The 18,880-nt window shown below is 37.3% G+C and carries 17 protein-coding genes and 1 pseudogene; 6 read left to right on the top strand and 12 right to left on the bottom strand.

Annotation, left to right across the window (positions count from 1 at the left end):
- The 6 genes from UP17_RS08755 to UP17_RS08725 form a co-directional block, all read right to left on the bottom strand.
- Positions 1 to 315, bottom strand: coding sequence for a DUF1048 domain-containing protein (locus UP17_RS08755; RefSeq protein ID WP_061462563.1), 315 nt, complete (start codon positions 313 to 315; stop codon positions 1 to 3).
- A gap of 21 nt (positions 316 to 336) precedes the next feature.
- Positions 337 to 633, bottom strand: a complete 297-nt coding sequence (locus UP17_RS08750) for a PadR family transcriptional regulator (protein ID WP_061462562.1) — start codon at positions 631 to 633, stop codon at positions 337 to 339.
- Between the two features lie 832 nt (positions 634 to 1,465).
- Positions 1,466 to 2,302 carry an alpha/beta fold hydrolase gene (locus UP17_RS08740; protein WP_061462560.1) on the bottom strand — a complete coding sequence of 279 codons (837 nt, stop codon included), beginning with the start codon at positions 2,300 to 2,302 and terminating at the stop codon, positions 1,466 to 1,468.
- Positions 2,303 to 2,644: 342 nt separating this feature from the next.
- Positions 2,645 to 3,250 carry an alpha/beta hydrolase gene (locus UP17_RS08735; protein WP_061462559.1) on the bottom strand — a complete coding sequence of 202 codons (606 nt, stop codon included), beginning with the start codon at positions 3,248 to 3,250 and terminating at the stop codon, positions 2,645 to 2,647.
- Positions 3,247 to 4,194, bottom strand: a complete 948-nt coding sequence (locus UP17_RS08730) for a ring-cleaving dioxygenase (protein WP_155727276.1) — start codon at positions 4,192 to 4,194, stop codon at positions 3,247 to 3,249. The genes UP17_RS08735 and UP17_RS08730 overlap by 4 nt, the downstream gene beginning before the upstream one ends.
- A 105-nt stretch (positions 4,195 to 4,299) precedes the next feature.
- A complete protein-coding gene (locus UP17_RS08725) occupies positions 4,300 to 5,241 on the bottom strand; it encodes a ring-cleaving dioxygenase (RefSeq protein WP_061462558.1) in 942 nt (313 codons plus the stop codon).
- 685 nt (positions 5,242 to 5,926) lie between these two features.
- Here UP17_RS08725 and UP17_RS08720 point away from each other — a divergent pair.
- Both UP17_RS08720 and ycaC read left to right on the top strand, forming a co-directional pair.
- Positions 5,927 to 6,487 (top strand): NADPH-dependent FMN reductase, encoded by a 561-nt coding sequence (locus UP17_RS08720; protein ID WP_061462557.1) that lies wholly within the window; start codon positions 5,927 to 5,929, stop codon positions 6,485 to 6,487.
- A gap of 184 nt (positions 6,488 to 6,671) precedes the next feature.
- Entirely contained in the window at positions 6,672 to 7,316 is a 645-nt protein-coding gene (gene ycaC, locus UP17_RS08715) for an isochorismate family cysteine hydrolase YcaC (RefSeq protein ID WP_061462556.1), read from the top strand.
- A gap of 192 nt (positions 7,317 to 7,508) precedes the next feature.
- On the opposite strand, the gene UP17_RS08710 is transcribed toward ycaC, so the two are convergent.
- Entirely contained in the window at positions 7,509 to 8,960 is a 1,452-nt protein-coding gene (locus UP17_RS08710) for an IS1182 family transposase (protein WP_061466034.1), read from the bottom strand.
- Between the two features lie 268 nt (positions 8,961 to 9,228).
- On the opposite strand from UP17_RS08710, the gene UP17_RS08705 reads away from it, so the two are divergent.
- The 3 genes from UP17_RS08705 to UP17_RS08695 are packed head-to-tail and all read left to right on the top strand — an operon-like array spanning position 9,229 to position 12,309.
- Positions 9,229 to 9,873, top strand: a complete 645-nt coding sequence (locus UP17_RS08705) for a hydrolase (protein ID WP_061462555.1) — start codon at positions 9,229 to 9,231, stop codon at positions 9,871 to 9,873.
- Positions 9,870 to 10,463, top strand: coding sequence for an antibiotic biosynthesis monooxygenase (locus tag UP17_RS08700; RefSeq protein ID WP_061462554.1), 594 nt, complete (start codon positions 9,870 to 9,872; stop codon positions 10,461 to 10,463). Before UP17_RS08705 ends, UP17_RS08700 begins: the two co-directional genes overlap by 4 nt.
- Positions 10,464 to 10,476: 13 nt before the next feature.
- A complete protein-coding gene (locus UP17_RS08695; RefSeq protein ID WP_061466033.1) occupies positions 10,477 to 12,309 on the top strand; it encodes an amidohydrolase in 1,833 nt (610 codons plus the stop codon).
- 120 nt (positions 12,310 to 12,429) lie between these two features.
- On the opposite strand, the pseudogene UP17_RS29490 reads toward UP17_RS08695, so the two are convergent.
- From UP17_RS29490 to UP17_RS08685, 3 genes and pseudogenes are all read right to left on the bottom strand, one after another.
- A pseudogene (locus UP17_RS29490) lies at positions 12,430 to 12,513 on the bottom strand (IS6 family transposase); the annotation flags it as partial.
- A gap of 639 nt (positions 12,514 to 13,152) precedes the next feature.
- A complete protein-coding gene (locus UP17_RS08690; RefSeq protein WP_155727275.1) occupies positions 13,153 to 13,401 on the bottom strand; it encodes a hypothetical protein in 249 nt (82 codons plus the stop codon).
- A gap of 390 nt (positions 13,402 to 13,791) precedes the next feature.
- Entirely contained in the window at positions 13,792 to 14,142 is a 351-nt protein-coding gene (locus tag UP17_RS08685) for a hypothetical protein (protein ID WP_061462552.1), read from the bottom strand.
- Positions 14,143 to 14,521: 379 nt separating this feature from the next.
- Between UP17_RS08685 and UP17_RS27435 the strand changes: the two genes are divergently transcribed.
- Positions 14,522 to 14,665, top strand: a complete 144-nt coding sequence (locus UP17_RS27435) for a hypothetical protein (RefSeq protein ID WP_155727274.1) — start codon at positions 14,522 to 14,524, stop codon at positions 14,663 to 14,665.
- 289 nt (positions 14,666 to 14,954) lie between these two features.
- Here the strand turns inward: UP17_RS27435 and UP17_RS29195 are convergent, their stop codons facing one another.
- The gene (locus tag UP17_RS29195) at positions 14,955 to 15,089 is read right to left on the bottom strand and encodes a hypothetical protein (RefSeq protein ID WP_284149564.1); all 135 of its coding nucleotides are present in this window, start codon (positions 15,087 to 15,089) and stop codon (positions 14,955 to 14,957) included.
- A 973-nt stretch (positions 15,090 to 16,062) separates the two neighbouring features.
- Positions 16,063 to 18,678, bottom strand: a complete 2,616-nt coding sequence (ppsA, locus tag UP17_RS08680) for a phosphoenolpyruvate synthase (protein WP_061462551.1) — start codon at positions 18,676 to 18,678, stop codon at positions 16,063 to 16,065.
- Between the last annotated feature and the right edge of the window lie 202 nt (positions 18,679 to 18,880).

Here is an 18,880-nt window from a genome sequence, read left to right as displayed (position 1 = left end):
TTACTCAATTGAATCCCTTAATTTTTTTTTCATTTTATCTATCCATGTTTCTTCTGGAAATTCTGCTAATAATGAGTCGGCAAATTCGGCAATACCATCTCCAACTACTTTTCGTACGCATAAGCCATCCGTAGCACTATTCTCAAACATCTCTAAAATATTTTTTAAAATCTCAAACATGCCTGATCCCTTTGCAAAATTCCACATGTATTTTTCAATTGCTTTCATCGCCTTTCTGTATTCTTCTGGTAATTTATTCACTCGTTTTTTATAGGCACGATATTCTCTTTTTTCTTGCATCATTTTTTTTAACATTTCTTTTCTCCTTTATTTCATTCATTTTTTTTCTAAGAATGTCCAACGCTCCCAAAATTCCTTTAACTCTTGTTCTCCTTTAGCGTTTAGCGTGTAAAATTTTCTCGCAAGTCCAAGCTCTGACTTTATCTTCTCAATGACGAGCCCTTTTTTCTCGATTCGAACAAGAATGGTGTAGACAGTTCCTTCCACAATATCGCCAAATCCTAAATCGTTTAGATACTTGGTAATTTCATAGCCGTAAGTTTCTCCAGCATGGATCTTTTGAAGCACCACCCCTTCAAGAACACCTTTAAGCATTTCAGTTAAATCTTTCATATATCCTCCTAATAAACTACTTAGCATTACCGAGTACTACTATATAGTATTACAAAGTAGCTGTTGTGTGCAACCCATTTTTTATTTTTATTTACTTCTTTTATATTTATGTAGTAAAACCGAACATTCTTACCTCCCGAAAGAGGAGGGAAAAAACATCTGACTGATTTTAAAGAGGCGGCGGTAGAAAGAGGAAATTACATGAACACACCTTTATCAAAAGTCCCAACCCATCTTTTTGGCCCAGTTGGACTCTCCGTTTTCGTTCAGTTCTTTCCAGTGTGGAACGGAATTTTATTAATTTACGATTGGGATTTTTTCAGATATTGGCATAAAAAAACCGAAGGTCTGCCGGGAAAAGTACCGGAAAAACCTTCGTTTTTGGAAACTTATTTTTATTTAAGTACCCTTAATTTTTTCTAAGGAAGGGAACTTTTTTATAGAGACAAAACATCGAGACTTTATTTCAAATCCATAAAAATACATCAGATTGAGTAAATTATAAAATGAAAAAACAAGATTATTCATTTAATCAAAATTAAAGAGAAAATGGGAATGAAAAAGGATCTTCAAACGGGACTGTTGACAAACTAAAGAATTTCATAACCGGACACAAAATATAGTAAACAAAAAAAAGATAAACACTACATTCAGTAGATGTTCATCTTTCTTTGTTTAAAGGGGGATTTGTCAACAGCCCCAAACGAAGATCCTTTTGTGCTGTTTTTTCAACTAAAGTGCATACGGATAAGGAGTTCTTCAACACCTGATTCATACGATATTATTAACAAAGAATGCTTTTTCTCATTTAAGTAAAACTGTCATTACTTTATTAGTCTTTTAAAAATGTTAGTAACGCTTCATTAAATTCTTTTGGATGAGTTGCGTGTAATCCATGCGGACCACCCTTTATTAGAGCGAGTTTACTACCAGGAATGGAATCATATGTACGTTTTCCACTTAACTCAAAAGGTACAGTTGCATCAGAGTCACCGTGAATAATAAGAGTAGGAATATTGAACTTTTCCAAGTCCTTTCTAAAATCTGTCTTACTAAAGGCCGTTATACAATCGAGCGTTCCCTTAGGAGAGGCACTAGCTGCAATATCCCGATTATATAAACGGAATGGCTCACTAACTAAATCTGTTTGATTACCAGCCGCGAAAAATCCCTTTGTAAATTTGTCAAGAAATGCAAGGCGGTCATTTATCACGCCACTTTTGAATTCTTCAATTGTTGCATCATCTAATGCTCCTTCAGGATGATCCTCTGATTTGTATAAATAAGGAGGAACTGCTCCAGCAAAAACAGCCTTTTCAATACGATCTGTTCCATACGAACTAATGTACCGAGCTACCTCACCTCCACCCATAGAAAAACCAACAAGTGTGACATTTTGAAGATTTAAATGTTCCAACAGTTTATGTAAATCAGAAGCAAGTGTATCATATTCATATCCTTCCCACGGCTGAGATGATTTTCCAAATCCTCGGCGATCATATGTTATGACTCTGTAACCTGCTTCAATAAGAGCTGGCACCTGATATTCCCAAGAGCGTCCACTTAAAGGCCACCCATGTATTAAGACAATGGGTTTCCCTGAACCCTGATCCTCATAATAAAGTTCAATTGGAGCATGATTTTCATTACCTACAGTAAATTTTGCCATATAAAAGTTCCTCCCATGAAGTTTCTTTATTAACCCTATATTCTTGCTTAGCTGATCAAAAAAACTCTTTATCCAAAACATTTAAAATACTTTTTTTTACAAAATGTTTATAGGATTATTATATTCCCAACTATTAAAATTGCAAAATTATGAAAAAAATATATTAGATTACAATTTATTTGTTTAAACCAAGGTGTGTAAATCATTGAAAAAAATTAAAACTGAAAAATCGAATAAGAGATTTCTAAGCAACTCCAATTGGGGTATCTCCAATTAAAGGAATTAGGAATCACAGCCGTTCCTAAAATATCAAGGCTTATTTGTCGATTTCACTTGGAAATTTTAAAAGACCCTGCGATACCAGTAAGCCGCAGCTTCAACTTCATCAACAGTCAATTGATGCCCACTATTTTCCCAATGAACTTCAATTTTTGCATTAGCCTTTTCAAATAATGATTGAAGTTCAGTAGATTCCATCGGCGAACATATAGGATCATTTTTACCAGCAGCAATAAAGACTGATTTTCCTGACAAATCAGGAAGAACAATTCCTTTTCTCGGTACCATCGGGTGATGGAGAATGGCTCCCTTTAATGCATTTTGATAGTGAAATAATAAACTAGCAGCTATATTAGCTCCATTTGAGTATCCAATAGCTATCATGTTGTCTCGATCAAAATTATACTTTGCAGCAGACTCATCAAGAAACTCATTTAATTCTTTTGTACGGAAAATCAGATCTTCCTCATCGAATACACCTTCAGCTAATCTCCGGAAGAATCGAAGCATTCCATTTTCCAATACATTTCCGCGGACACTTAGCACTGATGCCTCGTCATCAATTCTTCCCGCTATAGGTAATAAATCTAATTCATTTCCGCCAGTACCATGCAGTAATAATAACGTTGGTTTCGTTGAATCTTTACCCTTATTAAATATATGTTTCATGATTGATCTCCCTCCAGAACGCGAACTTCCACGGTAGGTAAGGCTTCTTCTAATTCTTCTCGTTTTGGCTCCAGCCAAGATGGTAACATCAGTTTATTACCAAGCTCAGCGACAGCTTCATCAACGGAAAAGCCTGGCGGATCGGTCGCTATTTCAAAAAGGATACCGCCTTGTTCATGGAAATACACAGCATTGAAGTAGTTTCGATCACGAATCTCAGTCGGATAATACTCCTTATCTTGAAGAAGTGTTCTCCATCTCAAAAGATCTTGGTCATCCTTTGCCCTCCATGCGATATGGTGAACAGTTCCGGCCCCTTTTAACCCGCGAACCGAAGGAGTTAGCTTAATATCAATTGTATTTCCAAACTGACCATCCGATTTAAACCTAAGGAAGCTCGCTTCTTGCCCAAGACATTCAAGCCCTAATACGTTTTCAAGCACATCCGCAGTTTTATTAGGCTGAGTTGAAATTAGTATAGCTCCACCAAACCCTTTAATTGCGACCTCTGAATCGACCTCTCCAAAACTCCAATTATTTTTTGGGCCTTCATTACGTTCCACTAATTCAATTTCGAGACCATCCGGATCTTGAAATTGTAAATATTTTTCTCCAAAACGTAGGGATTGAATAAACCTAATTCTAAATTTTTTCAAACGATTTGCCCAAAATTTAATGGATTGATTTGGGATGATAAAACTGGTTACTCCAACCTGTCCTGTGCCAATTCGACCTTTTAACTGGTTTGACCACGGAAAAAAAGTTATAACAGCCCCAGGTTGACCAGTTTCATTTCCAAAATAAAGATGATAGACCTCTGGACGATCAAAGTTTATCGTCTTTTTTACAAGTCTTAACCCCAGTATGCCAGCATAAAAATCAATACTTCTTTGGGCATCGTTCACCATTGCTGTAATATGATGGATCCCTGTTGTTTTTTGCAACCTCACCATTCCCATTCTTTTCTTTACTTTGATTAAGAAATTAATTAAGTCTCGCTATGGAAAAAATCTCACCTAATTTTGCATAATTTGTACCAGCTAACCAGCTCACAACTTTAATTCTCTTACCTCAAATGGTAAAATACTTTGTTTAATCTGCTCTCTAAACTGTTCATACTGCTCTGGCAACATTAATTTTTCTCCCATCGTCGCTTCAGATTCATCGTGAGAAAATCCAGGAGGATCTGTTGCAATCTCAAAGAGAATTTCCCCGTGTTCTTTAAAGTAAATCGCATTAAAATAGTTTCGATCTCGTACAGGAGTTACCTCATATCCGTTTTCCTCAACATATTTTTGCCATTCCAATTGGTCTTGATCATCCTTTGCCCGCCATGCAATGTGATGTACGGTTCCAGCACCCATTGTCCCGCGTCCAATTGGCGTTAATTTTAAGTCAATGACATTGCCAATTTCTGCTGAAGAACGGTAACGTGCAAAGCCGCCTTCCTTGCCGATTAATTCTAGTCCCAATATTTTTTCTAACAATACAGCCGTTTTGTCAGGATAGGCCGATAATAAAGTAGCACCGCCAAAGCCTTTAATAGCTACCTCAGGTGTCACCCCGCCAAAGGTCCATGTATTTACCTCGCCTTCTTCCCTTTCAACAATTTCCAAGTGTAGCCCATGTGGGTCATCAAATTCCAAGTATTCCTCGCTAAAGCGCTCCCTTACAGTAAAAGGAATATTGAAGGATTCCAGTCTTTTTTTCCAGAACTTTATAGCTCCTTTTGGAACAACATAAGATGTAACGCCTACTTGACCATCACCAATTTTCCCTTGACTAGCTCCTGCCCATGGAAAAAATGTCATGATTGTTCCTGGTTTTCCTCCCTCATTGCCAAAATAAAGATGGTAGGTACCTGGGTCATCAAAATTGACAGTTTTTTTCACTAAACGTAAACCTAATACACCTGCATAGAAATCAACATTCTCTTGAGGATGACCAACAATTGCAGTAATGTGGTGAATACCCATCGTTTTTTTACTCATTTTATTTTCACTCCCATTTTTATTCCGGTTAGACACTAACCTTAAAAAAGCATCGCCAATTTGTCGATAATTGTATATACGACTTTAAGGGTGTTTTTTCCTTTATGCGAAATTTTTTATTGTCTAAAAATATTGGATCTCGAAAATTATTCACTATATCCATTATTAATTTTGGTTAAATAAAGGAGTATCGCCCAGCATTTTCGATATCAAAGTGATATTGATGATATATGATTTCCAATGATTCATATGAAATAGGTCAGAAGGAGAAAATAGTTATAGTTAAGGTTGTCATTATTGAAGTTTCACCAGGAAGCTATATTGAATTTGCGATTACTATTTGAAATAGCAAGAAGATTCACCTTTATTCAATCAGAGAAGCAGATAGCTATTTATGGTGACTTTCTTTTCTTCCATTTCTGCACTCCCACCAATTTTTTTATAGTTACTAGTATGCTGGAAATATAAAGTGGTTGGAAGAGAAAATAATATAGACATAGTCTATTTGCCATAGCTTGCAAGCACTAGCCAATAATAAGAAAACTAATGAGAAATCCCTTACATCCTAGATTTTTTGTAATAAACACTTCATTAAATTAAACAGTTTGAGATTAGGCACAAAGCCACTTTTTTCATTTTGCTATATCATGGTACGATGAGATGATTTTAACAGGGGAGGAAATATATGTATAAGACCATTGGCCTTATTTGTGGTAGTTTACGAAAAAACTCTTATAATCGGATCATTGCTCAATCATTAACAGAGATGGATGATTCCCATCAATTTCGTTGGATCGAGATAAATAATCTACCTTTTTTTAATGAAGACTTAGAAATAAGTGTTCCAGAAACAGTGACATCATTTAAATCTGCTATCCAGGACGTTGACGGTATCATTATTGTAAGTCCAGAGTACAATTCTGGAATTCCAGGCGTATTAAAGAATGCATTGGACTGGGCATCAAGACCTCGGGAATCCGCTGTTCTTAGCAGAAAACCGGTTGGCCTAATTGGAGCAACTCCTGGGGGGTTAGGTACTGTTTATGCTCAGATGCAAATCAGAGAAATACTAGAAACTATGCAAGCTCATGTTCTTCCATTTCAAAAAGTGCTGATTTCTCAAGTACATGAAAAGATTGATTCCGATCAGAAAGTGCTTACTGACGAAAAGACAAAACGTTATCTTCAGCGTTATTTACAACAATTTATAAATTGGATAGATAAAACTCCTGCTTTAGATAAATAGAAGCATTTTTAAAAAATATCCAATTGGTTTTTTATGACTTGTAATGAAATTATTGACTTGTCATTAGTTTATAGATAAACTAATATCTACAATCAGTTTAGTTATAAATTGATTGTAGCAAACGAAGGAATTTATTATAATATTTAAACTTTCTTCGAGTACTTAATTTTAGGAGGAATACATAATGTCTGATCTCTATTCTCGTATTAATAAAGATGATGCTGTCGTTCTTTTAGTGGATCATCAAACTGGCCTTATGGCTGGACTAGTTCGTGACTATGGTGTTGATGAATTTAAGAACAATGTTTTGGCTCTTGCTCACACTGCTAAGTTTTTTGATTTACCAGTTATTTTAACAACAAGCTTTGAACACGGACCTAATGGGCCATTAATGCAAGAATTGGTTGATCTCTTTCCTGATGCACCAAAAATAGCTCGACCTGGACAAATTAATGCATGGGATAATGATGATTTTGTAAAAGCAATCAAAGAAACTGGAAAAAAACAACTTATTATCGCGGGCGTAGTTACGGATGTTTGCGTTGCTTTCCCATCACTTTCCGCTATAAAAGCTGGGTATGAAGTATTTGCTGTTACTGATGCTTCAGGCACTTTCAGTAAACAAGTTGCAGAAGCTGCCAATACGCGTATGGCACATAATGGCGTGCAACTTATGAACTGGTTTAGCGTAGCGTGCGAATTACAACGCGATTGGCGCAACGATGTCGAAGGTTTTGGCAATTTACTTGCTAGTAATCTTCCAGGTTATCAAAATGTAATTGGAAGCTATATGGGAGCTCAGCGAGATCTTAGTAAACAAAATGCATAAATTTATTCCTAAGAAATAGCTATAAATCACTTTTTTTAAAAGTGGATAGCATAAAAGTAGCGCTGATTTAATCGAGGCTGCTGAAAAACTCACGTTTTTCTAACTAGTACGGTAAATCAAACTAAAAAAAAGACAATTCTCATTCGATACTTGAATGGAAATCGTCTTTTTTTGCTTCTTTGTGTCACTTTTTTAGGCCATTAATTTCAATATTCTTTTCAAGTTAACGGTGAAAATAGCCATTGCTCCTTGTAATTCCATGCCAAGTAGACCCGAGGATTTTGCAACATCATACCCGTGTCTGTGTTTCAATTCACTGTTTTTCGCTTCTATTTTATAACGTTCTTTTGATTTTTCTTTAAAATACTCACTTTCCTGGAATGTAGCCTGTTCTGTATGTTCATTGGATTTAATACTGACAGAATAGGTCTTGCTTTTCGCTCCTTCTTTATAACAGCCCTCTTTTAAGGGACAAATCTTACACTTTTCTATATCGAAGTAATAGGTATCTGTTTGATTCGTCGCTACATCTTTTTTGCCCTGGCGAGCTTTCCTGATAGCCAAATGCCCAGCCTTACAAACGTACATTCCTGCATCCTTATTAAATTGAAATTCCTCTTCCTTCTTCCGGAATCCCTGTGTAACAGAAGGATTCAATTTTGCGACTAGTTTAATGTTATTTTCTTCACTGTATTCAATATTTCCCTTCTCTGAGTAAGCTGTATCGCCAATCACGGTCTCAATCACCATACCGGCAGCCGTGCTCTTTTCAATTAATGCCTTTAATTCTTTACCGTCCGTTTTTTCACCTGTAGTGATAGTCGCAGCTGTAATGATTCGTTCCTCACTCATCGCAATATGTGTTTTGTATCCAAAGAAAGAAGAGTCAGCACTCTTGTGGCCAATCTTGGCATCTTGGTCTTTGGAGATCCTTAACTGTTCGATATCATCGGATACCGTTTCCTTTAATAGATTTAACTGCTCTTTTACCTTTGGATATTGGGTGATACGCTCCTCTGTTTCCACTACCTCGATGAGCTTCTGGCAATAAGTAATTTCATCCTGCAATACATCAGTAGTGGTTTTGGATGGGAATTTATTTTTCATCTCTTCATCTATCGAATAGATTACTTTTCTTAATCCTTTAGATTGGTCCATCAATATTTCTTTTGGAGTCTTATGATTGTATCTGGCTTTCGTGTGGGTGGCATCCACAATAATCGTTTTGTTTTTAATGATTTCCTTTTCAATCGCAATCTCAACGGTTTTATGAATGAGCATATCCAAAAGGTTTATGTCTTTTAAACGGAGCTTTCGAAATTTCGTTAAGGAGCTAGGGTCAATAACTGGATCTTCTGGAGCCATGCCGAGGAAATATTTAAAGGACATGTCATACCTGGAACGCTCAACTATATCCACATCTGATAGGTCATGAATGGTCTTGAGCAGCAAATATTTAAACATACGTATTGGATCGACAGCATTCCTACCGTTATGAAGACAGTAGTTGTCCCTCAATTCTTCCAACACAAAAGAAAAGTCAATAAGTTCATTGATCTTGCGTAACATGTTATCCTTTGGAACCACTACATCATAAATGGCCATATATGGACTAAAAACCATAGACGTTTGTTTTTGAATCATCGTACTCACCCACATAAATTTATTACCTTTGATTATAAAACAAAAAAAGGTAGATTTCCTCAGAATAAACTGAGAAAATCTACCTCTATTGGCCCGAAGGGACTTTTTCAGTGCCCTCGATTTAATCAGCGCTACTTTTTAAATAAGAAGTATAGCAAGGCTTTTATTTTTACGATTACAGCTGAAACTAATAATTGCCTTTAAAAAAATATTAAAATTGTTTCAAAAAACTTTATTTGAAAAAATTTAAAAAAAGGAGTGTTTTATTATGAGTAATTTAGAATTGTTAACTCCGGAGAACAGTGCATTAATTTTGATCGATTTTCAGCCTCAAATGACTTTTGGAGTTGCAAGCATTGACAGACAAACATTAATGAATAACGTTATGCTGCTTGCTAAATCAGCAAAAGCTTTTAACGTACCTACTATTCTTACTACAGTTGAAACAAAAAGCTTTTCCGGTTATTTTTGGCCACAAATTCTTGACATATTTCCAAACCATGAAATTATAGAACGTAGTTCAATGAACTCTTGGGAAGATTCAAAATTTGTTGAGGCAGTTAAAGCAACAGGTAGAAAAAAATTGATATTTGCAGCACTTTGGACTGAAGTTTGCCTTGCATTCCCTGTGCTTGAAGCAATTAAAGCTGGCTATGAAGTTTATGCAGTTGATGATGCTTCAGGTGGTACTAGTTTGACAGCACATAATGCTGCTATGCGTCGTGTAGAACAAGCTGGAGCAATTCCAGTGACAGCAATTCAAGTTTTACTTGAATACCAACGTGACTGGGCACGCAAAGACACTTATGATGCTGTTATGGAAATTGTAAAAGAACACACTGGTGCTTATGGTCAAGGTGTGGAATACGCATATACTATGGTACATGGCGCGCCTCCAAGCAGGAAAATATGAATCAGGAAAGAGTAACTGTCGGAGAAACTCATACAGGGAACACTATGGATGCTGGTGGTCCAGTAACAACGATTGTTACATGGGAAATTCAAGAAGGTAGAGAAAAACAGTTTGAAACGTGGAGACATGAAATCGAAGCTGCCGCTACTAAATTTCCAGGGCATTTAGGCGTAAATCTAATAGTCCCCAATAACGGATCCAGAGAGTATACTGTTGTTTTTCGCTTTGATACGTATGAGCATCTTCGTGCTTGGCAAGAGTCAGATATTCGTCGAGATTTGTTAAAAAAGGCAGAACTATTTCAAGCTACTAATCCAACGTACAAAACTGAAAGCAGTTTGGCTTATTGGTTTGTTACTCCGAAAATGCCAGTTCCACCGCCAAAATGGAAAATGTCCATTGTTACCGTTCTTGGTGTATGGCCTCTTAGCATGTTGGTTCCTAAAGTGGTAGGACCTTTTATAAAAAATATGATTCCTATTATGTCAGCTTTTTTTGTTTCAGTATGTATAGTGTCCTTGCTATCATGGGTAGTAATGCCGATTCTCGGTAAAATATTTCATCCATGGTTACAGAATAATAGGAAGTAGACGAGGTGTGAACATGAATTTACCGGATATGATCTTATATAACGGAAAAATCACTACCCTTGACCCATCTCAACCTGAGGTATCGGCTATCGCCATAACTGATGGTTTAATCACTGCAGTAGGTGGAGATGAGCTTCTTGATAGTGCCACAGAAAATACCAAAAAAATAGACCTTAAAAGAAAGAGAGCTATTCCGGGCTTGAATGACTCTCATATACACGTTATTCGTGGCGGTCTTCATTATAATATGGAATTGCGCTGGGAAGGTGTGCCATCACTTGCTATTGCTCTGGAAATGCTTAGAGAGCAGGCAAGGCGTACACCTGCTCCCCAGTGGGTAAGAGTAGTTGGAGGTTGGTCTGAATTTCAATTTAAAGAAAGACGGATGCCAACTTTGGAAGAGATTAATGCTGTTTCTGAAGACACACCTGTCTTTGTGCTACATCTTTATGATAGAGCACTTGTAAATCGTGCAGGGTTGCGTGCACTGGGATACACAAAAGATACCCCAGATCCTCCGGGCTGTTTAATTCAGCGAGATAAACGAGGTAATCCAACAGGTCTTTTAATTGCCAATCCTAACGCTTCTATTCTATATTCAAGTTTGGGTAGAGCTCCAGTACTTAATATTGACGACCAGATTAACTCTACTCGCCATTTTATGCGCGAATTAAATAGATTAGGTATCACAAGTGCCATTGACGCAGGTGGCGGATTCCAAAATTATCCTGATGATTACAAAGTTGTTGAACATTTAGCCGAGAAGGATCAATTAACTTTGCGTATTGCTTATAATCTATTTACGCAAAATCCAGATCATGAATATGAAGACTTTGCTTCATGGGCAAAAATTGTTTCTCCGGGTCAAGGAAATGATAAGTATAAAATGAATGGTGCTGGAGAAATGTTAGTATTCTCGGCAGCCGATTTTGAAAAATTTCAAATGCCGCAGCCCGACCTAGCTACGGTGATGGAAGCTGACTTAAAGAAAGTAATTTCTCTATTGGTGGAAAATCGTTGGCCATTCCGTTTACATGCAACTTATGACGAGTCAATAACACGTTTCTTAAATGTTTTTGAGGAAGTCAACAGAGAAATTCCATTTAATGGTCTACGCTGGTGGTTTGACCATGCAGAAACAATCTCAGACCGTAGTATGGAACGTGTTAAGGCTTTAAATGGCGGTATTGCCATCCAAGACCGCATGGCTTTCCAAGGTGAATACTTTGTTGATTTATACGGAAAGGAAGCTGCAAAGCATACTCCTCCGATTTATCGTATGCTAGACCTGGGTATACCTGTTGGCGCCGGTAGTGATGCAACGAGGGTTTCCAGCTATAACCCTTGGGTTGCTCTTTACTGGATGGTTGCAGGAAAAACCATTGGTGGTCTTTCGATATACGATGAAAAGAATAAACTTGACAGAAAAGTAGCTCTGGAACTATACTCCAAAGGAAGTGCATGGTTCTCCGGTGATGAAGATAAAAAGGGTACCCTTGCAGTAGGTCAGTTTGCTGATATTGCTGTAATGTCTGCTGACTACTTTACTGTGCCAGAAGAAGAAATCAAAGACCTTGAATCATTACTCACCATTATGGGTGGGCAGGTTGTTTATGGAAATGATGAATTTAAAAATTTATCACCTGAATTGCCGCCAGCATCACCTGATTGGTCACCGACGGGAGTTTATGGTTATGGTGGTGCTAACCTAGCCGACAATATACTTTTTCACGATGCCCATGATCACAAACATAGTTGCAGTAACCCTCTCCATCAACACACTCATACCGTAATAGGAAATGATGGAACTAAATGGGGTATCGGTTGTACTTGCTTTGCTTTCTAATAAGGGTTTGGGCCGAGGTAGGACCCAAATAGTAATGGTATTGAGATCATAATGGTAATATGGGTTCTGGTGCAAATAATATGTAGATACGAAATAGCAGTGTATTCCTAACGGAATCTACTAATATGCGGTAAGACCGAAGAGTTGATTGATTGACTTGATTTGTTTTTTGACAGACTTCTCTCCTTGCAAAGTCTGTCCTTTTTATATCCGCTATATTAATCGCCTATTTTATACCAAGGGATGCAAATAAGAAACCTAAAGGGTCAGTTTTCTCTTATTTTATTAAAATTGGAGTAATATTTAATAAAAAAGACTTACATATTTACTATATTATTTCAACAGTGCTCTTTATTTCACTAGCTGGCTATTATACAACCCTAGTAAGTTATCTAACTGGTCCTAATTTTGGATTAAACCACTGGCAAATATTATTGATTCGAGCTGTTGGTATCATTGGAATGTTGGTTTGTTACAGGTATTGCCTTGACCCTTCCTACCATCATTTCATTAATTGGACAACTAGCTGGATCTTCTCGTGGTATTGCTGTTTCGTTTCATATGTTTATGGCTTTCGTAGGTGCCTCTATCGGACCAATTGTATCAATTGCATTGGTCCGATAGAGGCTGTCATTTGATTACCTTTGCATCGTTGGCCGGAATACTACTTCTAAGTCTCATTATTCCGTTCTTCATCCGCATTGAAAAAGGAAATAGAGAAAAAGCAACTCAGATATCCTAAGGGAATGAGATAAGGTTAATATACCGATGTTTGTATGAAATCACACTATTTTTAGTATGTTTTTAACTTAAAAGGTGGGTTGATGGTTCCCTCATATCCAATTATATGTAATGGAACATCATATGTATCATTTTAAATATTTCTTGAAATTTTTTCAATTCTATTAAATGTGAATAATTGACTATCACATGTTTTTCTATAACTTCAAGAATGGTTCCACCAAGATACCCCAGAAAAGCTAATCCCATAATGGAAGGTGGCTTGTTTTGAGGAGTTGTTTCCAGTATGTTTTTTGCTTCAGTAGCATTACTAGACGAAATTAGAATTCCTCGGTCACGAATAGACATCAAAAGAGAACCTCCCTTTTTACCCATTATATACGAACGAACGCACGCCCTTTAACCCCTCACCAATTAAGGAGAGAGCCTTATTTGAACTTTACCCGCAACTCATGAAGTTTCTGAGCTACTTATTCAGATTGGCAGCTGCAATTGCCGCATACGAATGGATTCAACAGATTAAAAGGGGAATTTGCTTTTAGTGGTGATTTTAAAGATGTTTATAATGGAGACATTGATATTACGGAGTTAGTGAAGAAGGTTAACCCCGTAATTCCTGATGATTTACCTTTTTAATAAAAATTAAGCCCCACTTTAAAGATAAGGGCTTTAAAATTAGAAGTATCTGTACAATTTCATATCCGCTCTCTCATATTTGCTCTTAGCCACTAACTTCTTTTCTCAATAAGGGTAGTATGAATATGGGGATAGGTATGGAGCATATCCTGGATATCCATAGCCATCATACCCATAGCCACCATATCCATAGCCACCATAATATGGCCCTGCAAGCAACGCTCCTGCAGCAAGCCCTCCTAGAAAAGGAAAGCCAAAACCAAACGGTCTTCCAAAACCAAATGGCCTTCCAAATCCAAACGGTCTTCCAAATCCAAATGGTCTCCCAAAACCTCCAAAGTGCCCTCCACCAAAACCTCCAAAGTGCCCTCCACCAAAACCTCCAAAGTGCCCTCCACCAAAACCAATTCTTCTTAAATCATTTACATTTATATCATCATTTATTAAACCATACATTTTTAGTAATTCCCCCTCAATTCTTTATTTGATTTAGCTTATGTAAACTCCCAAGAGAAGGTTCTTTTTGTTTACAATGAGAAATTATTTAAATACAGGATTGAGGAAGAGATGTAACAAGTTGTTGAGATTATACTTATAAAGGGGATAACAATATATTTCCAACCCATGAAATTTTATGAAAAACGAGGAGATTTCTATGGAGAAAGGATACCTAAATGAGCAGCAACTACAATATACGAATTGTTTGAGTGCCTTTTTAGATATCTAAGGATTTAGTAATTTAGTTGCAAAAAGCAAAGAAGATCCAAATATTTTGAAAACCTTCTAAAAGCTTTAAAAACTATTGAAAACTTTGTTGCTCAAAACGAGGGGAAAAATGAAAGCGAAGGTAATGTATCATTTGGATCACGCTTTATCAAAGCATATCAATTTGAAAAAAGAAGCCATTTACCCAAGAATCATTATAGATCCTGCTCTATTAGATGGAAGTTTAGACCCTACCCATACGGAGAACCATTGATCTTGATATTTGAAGGGCAGCTGATCTTCAGCATGAAAAATAAGTCCACATTCAGCTATTGGCATAGAGCTCGTACGAAGCAATTGATAGCTAGCCGGTTTTTTACCGCGATGGTGTCTAACAATTGGGGTGCAGTTCATTATTGTGGTCTTTTTTAGTGCACCCCTATGGAACTTATAAACCAAAAGACCCGCCATTCGAATCCTGGGTCAGTTCAGAATGAACTTGACTGTTTTTTTATGTTTAATTTCGGTATCAATCCTTTTGACTAATTGTAGGTTTTTAATTTTCAATTGACGATTTTCAAGTGCTGACCTGACAAAACGTCCCAAGAATCTGCATAAATTTCTTGTTGAATTTCCTTTACTACCTTTTTTAAACCAGCTATTCCCATCGCTAGGGTTGTATTCGGATGATTGAACATAGATATCATCGTTTCTGCTTGCAATCCTATATTGAACTAAAACTCCATTTTCTTCATCGTCAATTAATTCATTGGGGCAATATCTAATATTTTAACTCACTATAGCAGTAGTATTAGACATGCTTTCTAACAGCATTTCATTCATCATCTTCAACTAAAACCTTTGCTGCTCCTCTTCAGCAGCGTATGATGAACAAACCTTATTTCCATCAAGGTCATACAATGAGTTCTCAGAGTTGCTTTCCTTGGGACGTTTTGAAATATCCCATTTTCAAACAGTTCATTCTTATAAAAATCTTTTTCAAGTTCGGCTCTTTAACGTAAGACCATATTTTTAATCCTTTCTGTAAAGTTAATATCTAAAACAAAATGACACCTACACGTACATTTGACTTTATAATTATTTAGGCTAAGTGTTTCCTGAAAACACTGTAAATGTACAGGATGGACAGAAAGCTTTATATCTTTGTCCGTTCATAAGCCTTCACCCTTTCACAGGTTAGATAAATCCTTTTTTGAGTAATTCACGAGTCATATAGTTCTGGCATAATTAATGCTGCTTGCCATTTAACCAGCTCTCTATCACGAATTATACTCATCAGAATCTCATAAGAGACAGAAAAAAATTCCTTTCCTAAATAAGTTCGGGCTAGAGAAATGTTGATCTTTGAACAAATAAAAGAGACCACTTATTGTGGTCTGGTCTCAGAGTATAGACAAACCCCTTTTCCAAAAGAATTGTTGGAGAAAAAGGGGTTTTTTTATCTTTTAATTAGCATATTTAGTTATAAATTTGAAAGAAGGACACAATATATTGATGTTTTGAATGGCGTTGGATCGGTAACTATCATTTGTAAGTATGCACCACCGATAAAGTTGGCTTCAACTTTTGGTCCCAATGGTAAGATTGTAAGTCACCGCTCTGGTAACCACTGGTGCGGTGCTACTGATTAAATCTGGAAGTATTCACCACTTATATTATTTCGATATACCCTTCTGTTCCATGCACGCGAATTCGTTGCCCGTCTCTTATTATCTTGGTGGCATTTTCCACCCCTACAACCGCTGGTAAGCCATATTCACGTGCGATAACTGCTCCATGGGTCATCAGTCCACCAACTTCGGTGACTAAGCCCTTTATGGATACAAACAATGGTGTCCAGCTAGGGTCAGTAAAGGAGGTGACCAATATATCTCCCTCTTCTAGATCAGCATCTTCCATGTTTAAGATGACACGCGCACGTCCCTCAATAACTCCGGAAGAAACAGGCAGACCTACAATAGCTTCGGCTGGGAGATTTTCTCGTTTGTACTCACCTACAATGATTTCACCATCAGACGTGATAACACGTGGTGGAGTTAGTTTTTCATAGAATTTGTACTCTTCTCTTCGTTTGCTGATGATCTGGTAATCCAATTTATTTGTGCGTATGACTTCATGAAGTTCTTCAAAAGTGAGGTAGTATATATCTTCTTTTTCACGAATGACTTTGGCTTGTACGAGCTGTTCGGCTTCTTTCATCAAAGCCTGCTTATAAACGAAGTAGCGATTAACCATGCCGTATTTTGGATATTCTCGATAACCGATGAAATTCCGGATTAGGCTGATCATTCGTTTGGTCTCTTCGGCTTTTCGTTTACCATCCGGTAGTTGTTTCAATCGATCTAATAACTCTTGTTCTTTTTTCAAAGCTTCCTGTTGCCCTTGCTCAAATTTCTGATTGCTGGCATTAGGCTCAAAGTTTTTGATATTACCAAGAATCACAGGGACAAGTGTAGTTGGTTTTTCGCTCCAACGAGTTTTAGTAATATCGATTTCTCCGGTACATCGCATTCCGTATTTGCTGAGATAATCATGGATAGCGTCTTGGGTTTCCTGTCCACCATCAAACTTAACCAGTTTATCCAAAAAGTTATCATCTTTTACATGTTGTAAATAATCAATTACTTCTGGATAAGGACGAATCACATCTGCGACATCCAATAGCGCCAGACCCATTTCCGAAGTAATATTGTTTGGTACAGACTGAGAAAGCGTATCTGCTGCGTTTTTTTCACCTAACCACTCGTTCATTTTTTCATTGATCCATGATGAAGCATCCATAGCAGCCATAAACACAGCTGAACTTTGTGGGTCAAATAAAATCTTCTTTAATTCTTTGATATCTTCCAGAATAAAATCAAATAAATCTGATCCTGATTTCGTTTGGATGTTTTGTTTTAACTCTTCTATCGATGTTTGACTGCTCTTAATCAAATCAGAAACGATGGTCGGGTCGTTTTCGATTTGTCCCCTAGAATCAGCAGACGACACACCTTTATTGCTTTTACCGGAACTCTGTTCTTGCCTATCATTTGGTAAAGATTTTATGAAATCTCCTCGCTCTATTATGGTAATGAGTGCGTCTTTCATGAGCGGATCGTGTTGTCCCATGCCATCTAATAACATTTTTCTGCTGCTAGGTGAAGCCAGCATATGTGTGACATCAACAAACAACCTTCCACCAGCTTTACGCATGGGTGCATTAGTCGTTAACAGGAAAAAAGACAATCCCAGTGGATTCATGGGATCGGTCATCATTTGTTGATGACCGACAGATACGTAAACGTGATTTTCTTGATCATTCGCTTCAGGGATCGGGTATAAAGTAGTGATTGGCCGACTCTGGACAATATAAAATGTATCATCAACCAAACCCCATTCGATATCTTGCGGGCAACCAAAATAAGCTTCGATCTGTCTTCCGATGCGTGCCAGTTGTAAAATTTGTTGTTCAGTAAGTGTTTGCGTCTTTTGCTGATCGGGATCGATCTGCTGGGTCTCTGTTCCGCCTTCTTCTACTCCATAGATAGCCAATTTTTTGGTTGCGATCCTCTTATTGACGATCTCCCCTTCCTGTACTTGATAACAATCGGCAGATACCAAGCCAGAGACCAGTGCTTCTCCAAGTCCAAAACTGGCATCGATTGATAGCAGCTTTCGGTTGGAAGTAATCGGATCAGCGGTAAATAAAATCCCTGAAGCCTGTGGGAAAACCATCCTTTGAACGATAACGGATAAATAAACTTGACTGTGGTCAAATCCATTTTGCATACGGTAGATTACCGCGCGATCCGTAAACAGGGAAGCCCAACATTTGCTGATATGCTGCATGATGGCATCGACGCCAATAATATTTAAATAGGTGTCTTGTTGACCGGCAAAAGAGGCATGTGGTAGATCTTCAGCAGTCGCACTAGAACGCACTGCATAAGCATGTTCCTCGCCAAACTGGGAGAGATAGTGAGTAACTGCTTTCACAACATCGGAAGGAATTTCTACTTCCATAATGATTTGTCGAATCCTCCTGCTGATTTCACCAATTTGCTCTCGTTCTTCTACTTTTAACATTGTGAGTCGATCCAACAAAGCATGATACGTTTTGTTTTGTTCGATGGCTTCTTGATATCCCACTGTTGTAACACAAAATCCTTCTGGTACTTGTATTCCTTCAATTTTTGACAATTCCCCTAAATTTAACCCTTTTCCGCCAACGAGCAAAAGCTGTGTTTTTTCTATTTCCTGAAAACCGAGAGCCAAAGAACTCATTCTACATCTCTCCTAACCATTAATGTTCTATTGATTTTACCAGTAGTAAATGGGAATAAATAGTCTATATTGTCCATTTTTTATATGCTATAATTAAAATAGGAAGAGTACAAAAAATACCATAAAGTAAACTGATGCACCGGTTCCTCCCCTCGAAGGCAGCTCATATACCTTTTAACCCACAATATGATTTAAAATCAAC

Origin of the sequence: Peribacillus simplex (genome assembly GCF_001578185.1) — a bacterium.
GTDB classification, from domain to species: Bacteria; Bacillota; Bacilli; order Bacillales; family DSM-1321; genus Peribacillus; species Peribacillus simplex_A.
This window is presented reverse-complemented; position numbering and strand designations above follow the sequence as displayed.

Bases quoted from the DNA above. Each gene is read 5' to 3' on its own strand.
- UP17_RS08755 (WP_061462563.1), bottom strand. From the start codon at position 315: ATGTTAAAAAAAATGATGCAAGAAAAAAGAGAATATCGTGCCTATAAA.
- UP17_RS08750 (WP_061462562.1), bottom strand. From the start codon at position 633: ATGAAAGATTTAACTGAAATGCTTAAAGGTGTTCTTGAAGGGGTGGTG.
- UP17_RS08740 (WP_061462560.1), bottom strand. From the start codon at position 2,302: ATGGCAAAATTTACTGTAGGTAATGAAAATCATGCTCCAATTGAACTT.
- UP17_RS08735 (WP_061462559.1), bottom strand. From the start codon at position 3,250: ATGAAACATATATTTAATAAGGGTAAAGATTCAACGAAACCAACGTTA.
- UP17_RS08725 (WP_061462558.1), bottom strand. From the start codon at position 5,241: ATGAGTAAAAAAACGATGGGTATTCACCACATTACTGCAATTGTTGGT.
- UP17_RS08720 (WP_061462557.1), top strand. From the start codon at position 5,927: ATGTATAAGACCATTGGCCTTATTTGTGGTAGTTTACGAAAAAACTCT.
- ycaC (WP_061462556.1), top strand. From the start codon at position 6,672: ATGTCTGATCTCTATTCTCGTATTAATAAAGATGATGCTGTCGTTCTT.
- UP17_RS08710 (WP_061466034.1), bottom strand. From the start codon at position 8,960: ATGATTCAAAAACAAACGTCTATGGTTTTTAGTCCATATATGGCCATT.
- UP17_RS08705 (WP_061462555.1), top strand. From the start codon at position 9,229: ATGAGTAATTTAGAATTGTTAACTCCGGAGAACAGTGCATTAATTTTG.
- UP17_RS08700 (WP_061462554.1), top strand. From the start codon at position 9,870: ATGAATCAGGAAAGAGTAACTGTCGGAGAAACTCATACAGGGAACACT.
- UP17_RS08695 (WP_061466033.1), top strand. From the start codon at position 10,477: ATGAATTTACCGGATATGATCTTATATAACGGAAAAATCACTACCCTT.
- UP17_RS08685 (WP_061462552.1), bottom strand. From the start codon at position 14,142: ATGTATGGTTTAATAAATGATGATATAAATGTAAATGATTTAAGAAGA.
- UP17_RS27435 (WP_155727274.1), top strand. From the start codon at position 14,522: ATGAAAGCGAAGGTAATGTATCATTTGGATCACGCTTTATCAAAGCAT.
- UP17_RS29195 (WP_284149564.1), bottom strand. From the start codon at position 15,089: ATGTTCAATCATCCGAATACAACCCTAGCGATGGGAATAGCTGGTTTA.
- ppsA (WP_061462551.1), bottom strand. From the start codon at position 18,678: ATGAGTTCTTTGGCTCTCGGTTTTCAGGAAATAGAAAAAACACAGCTT.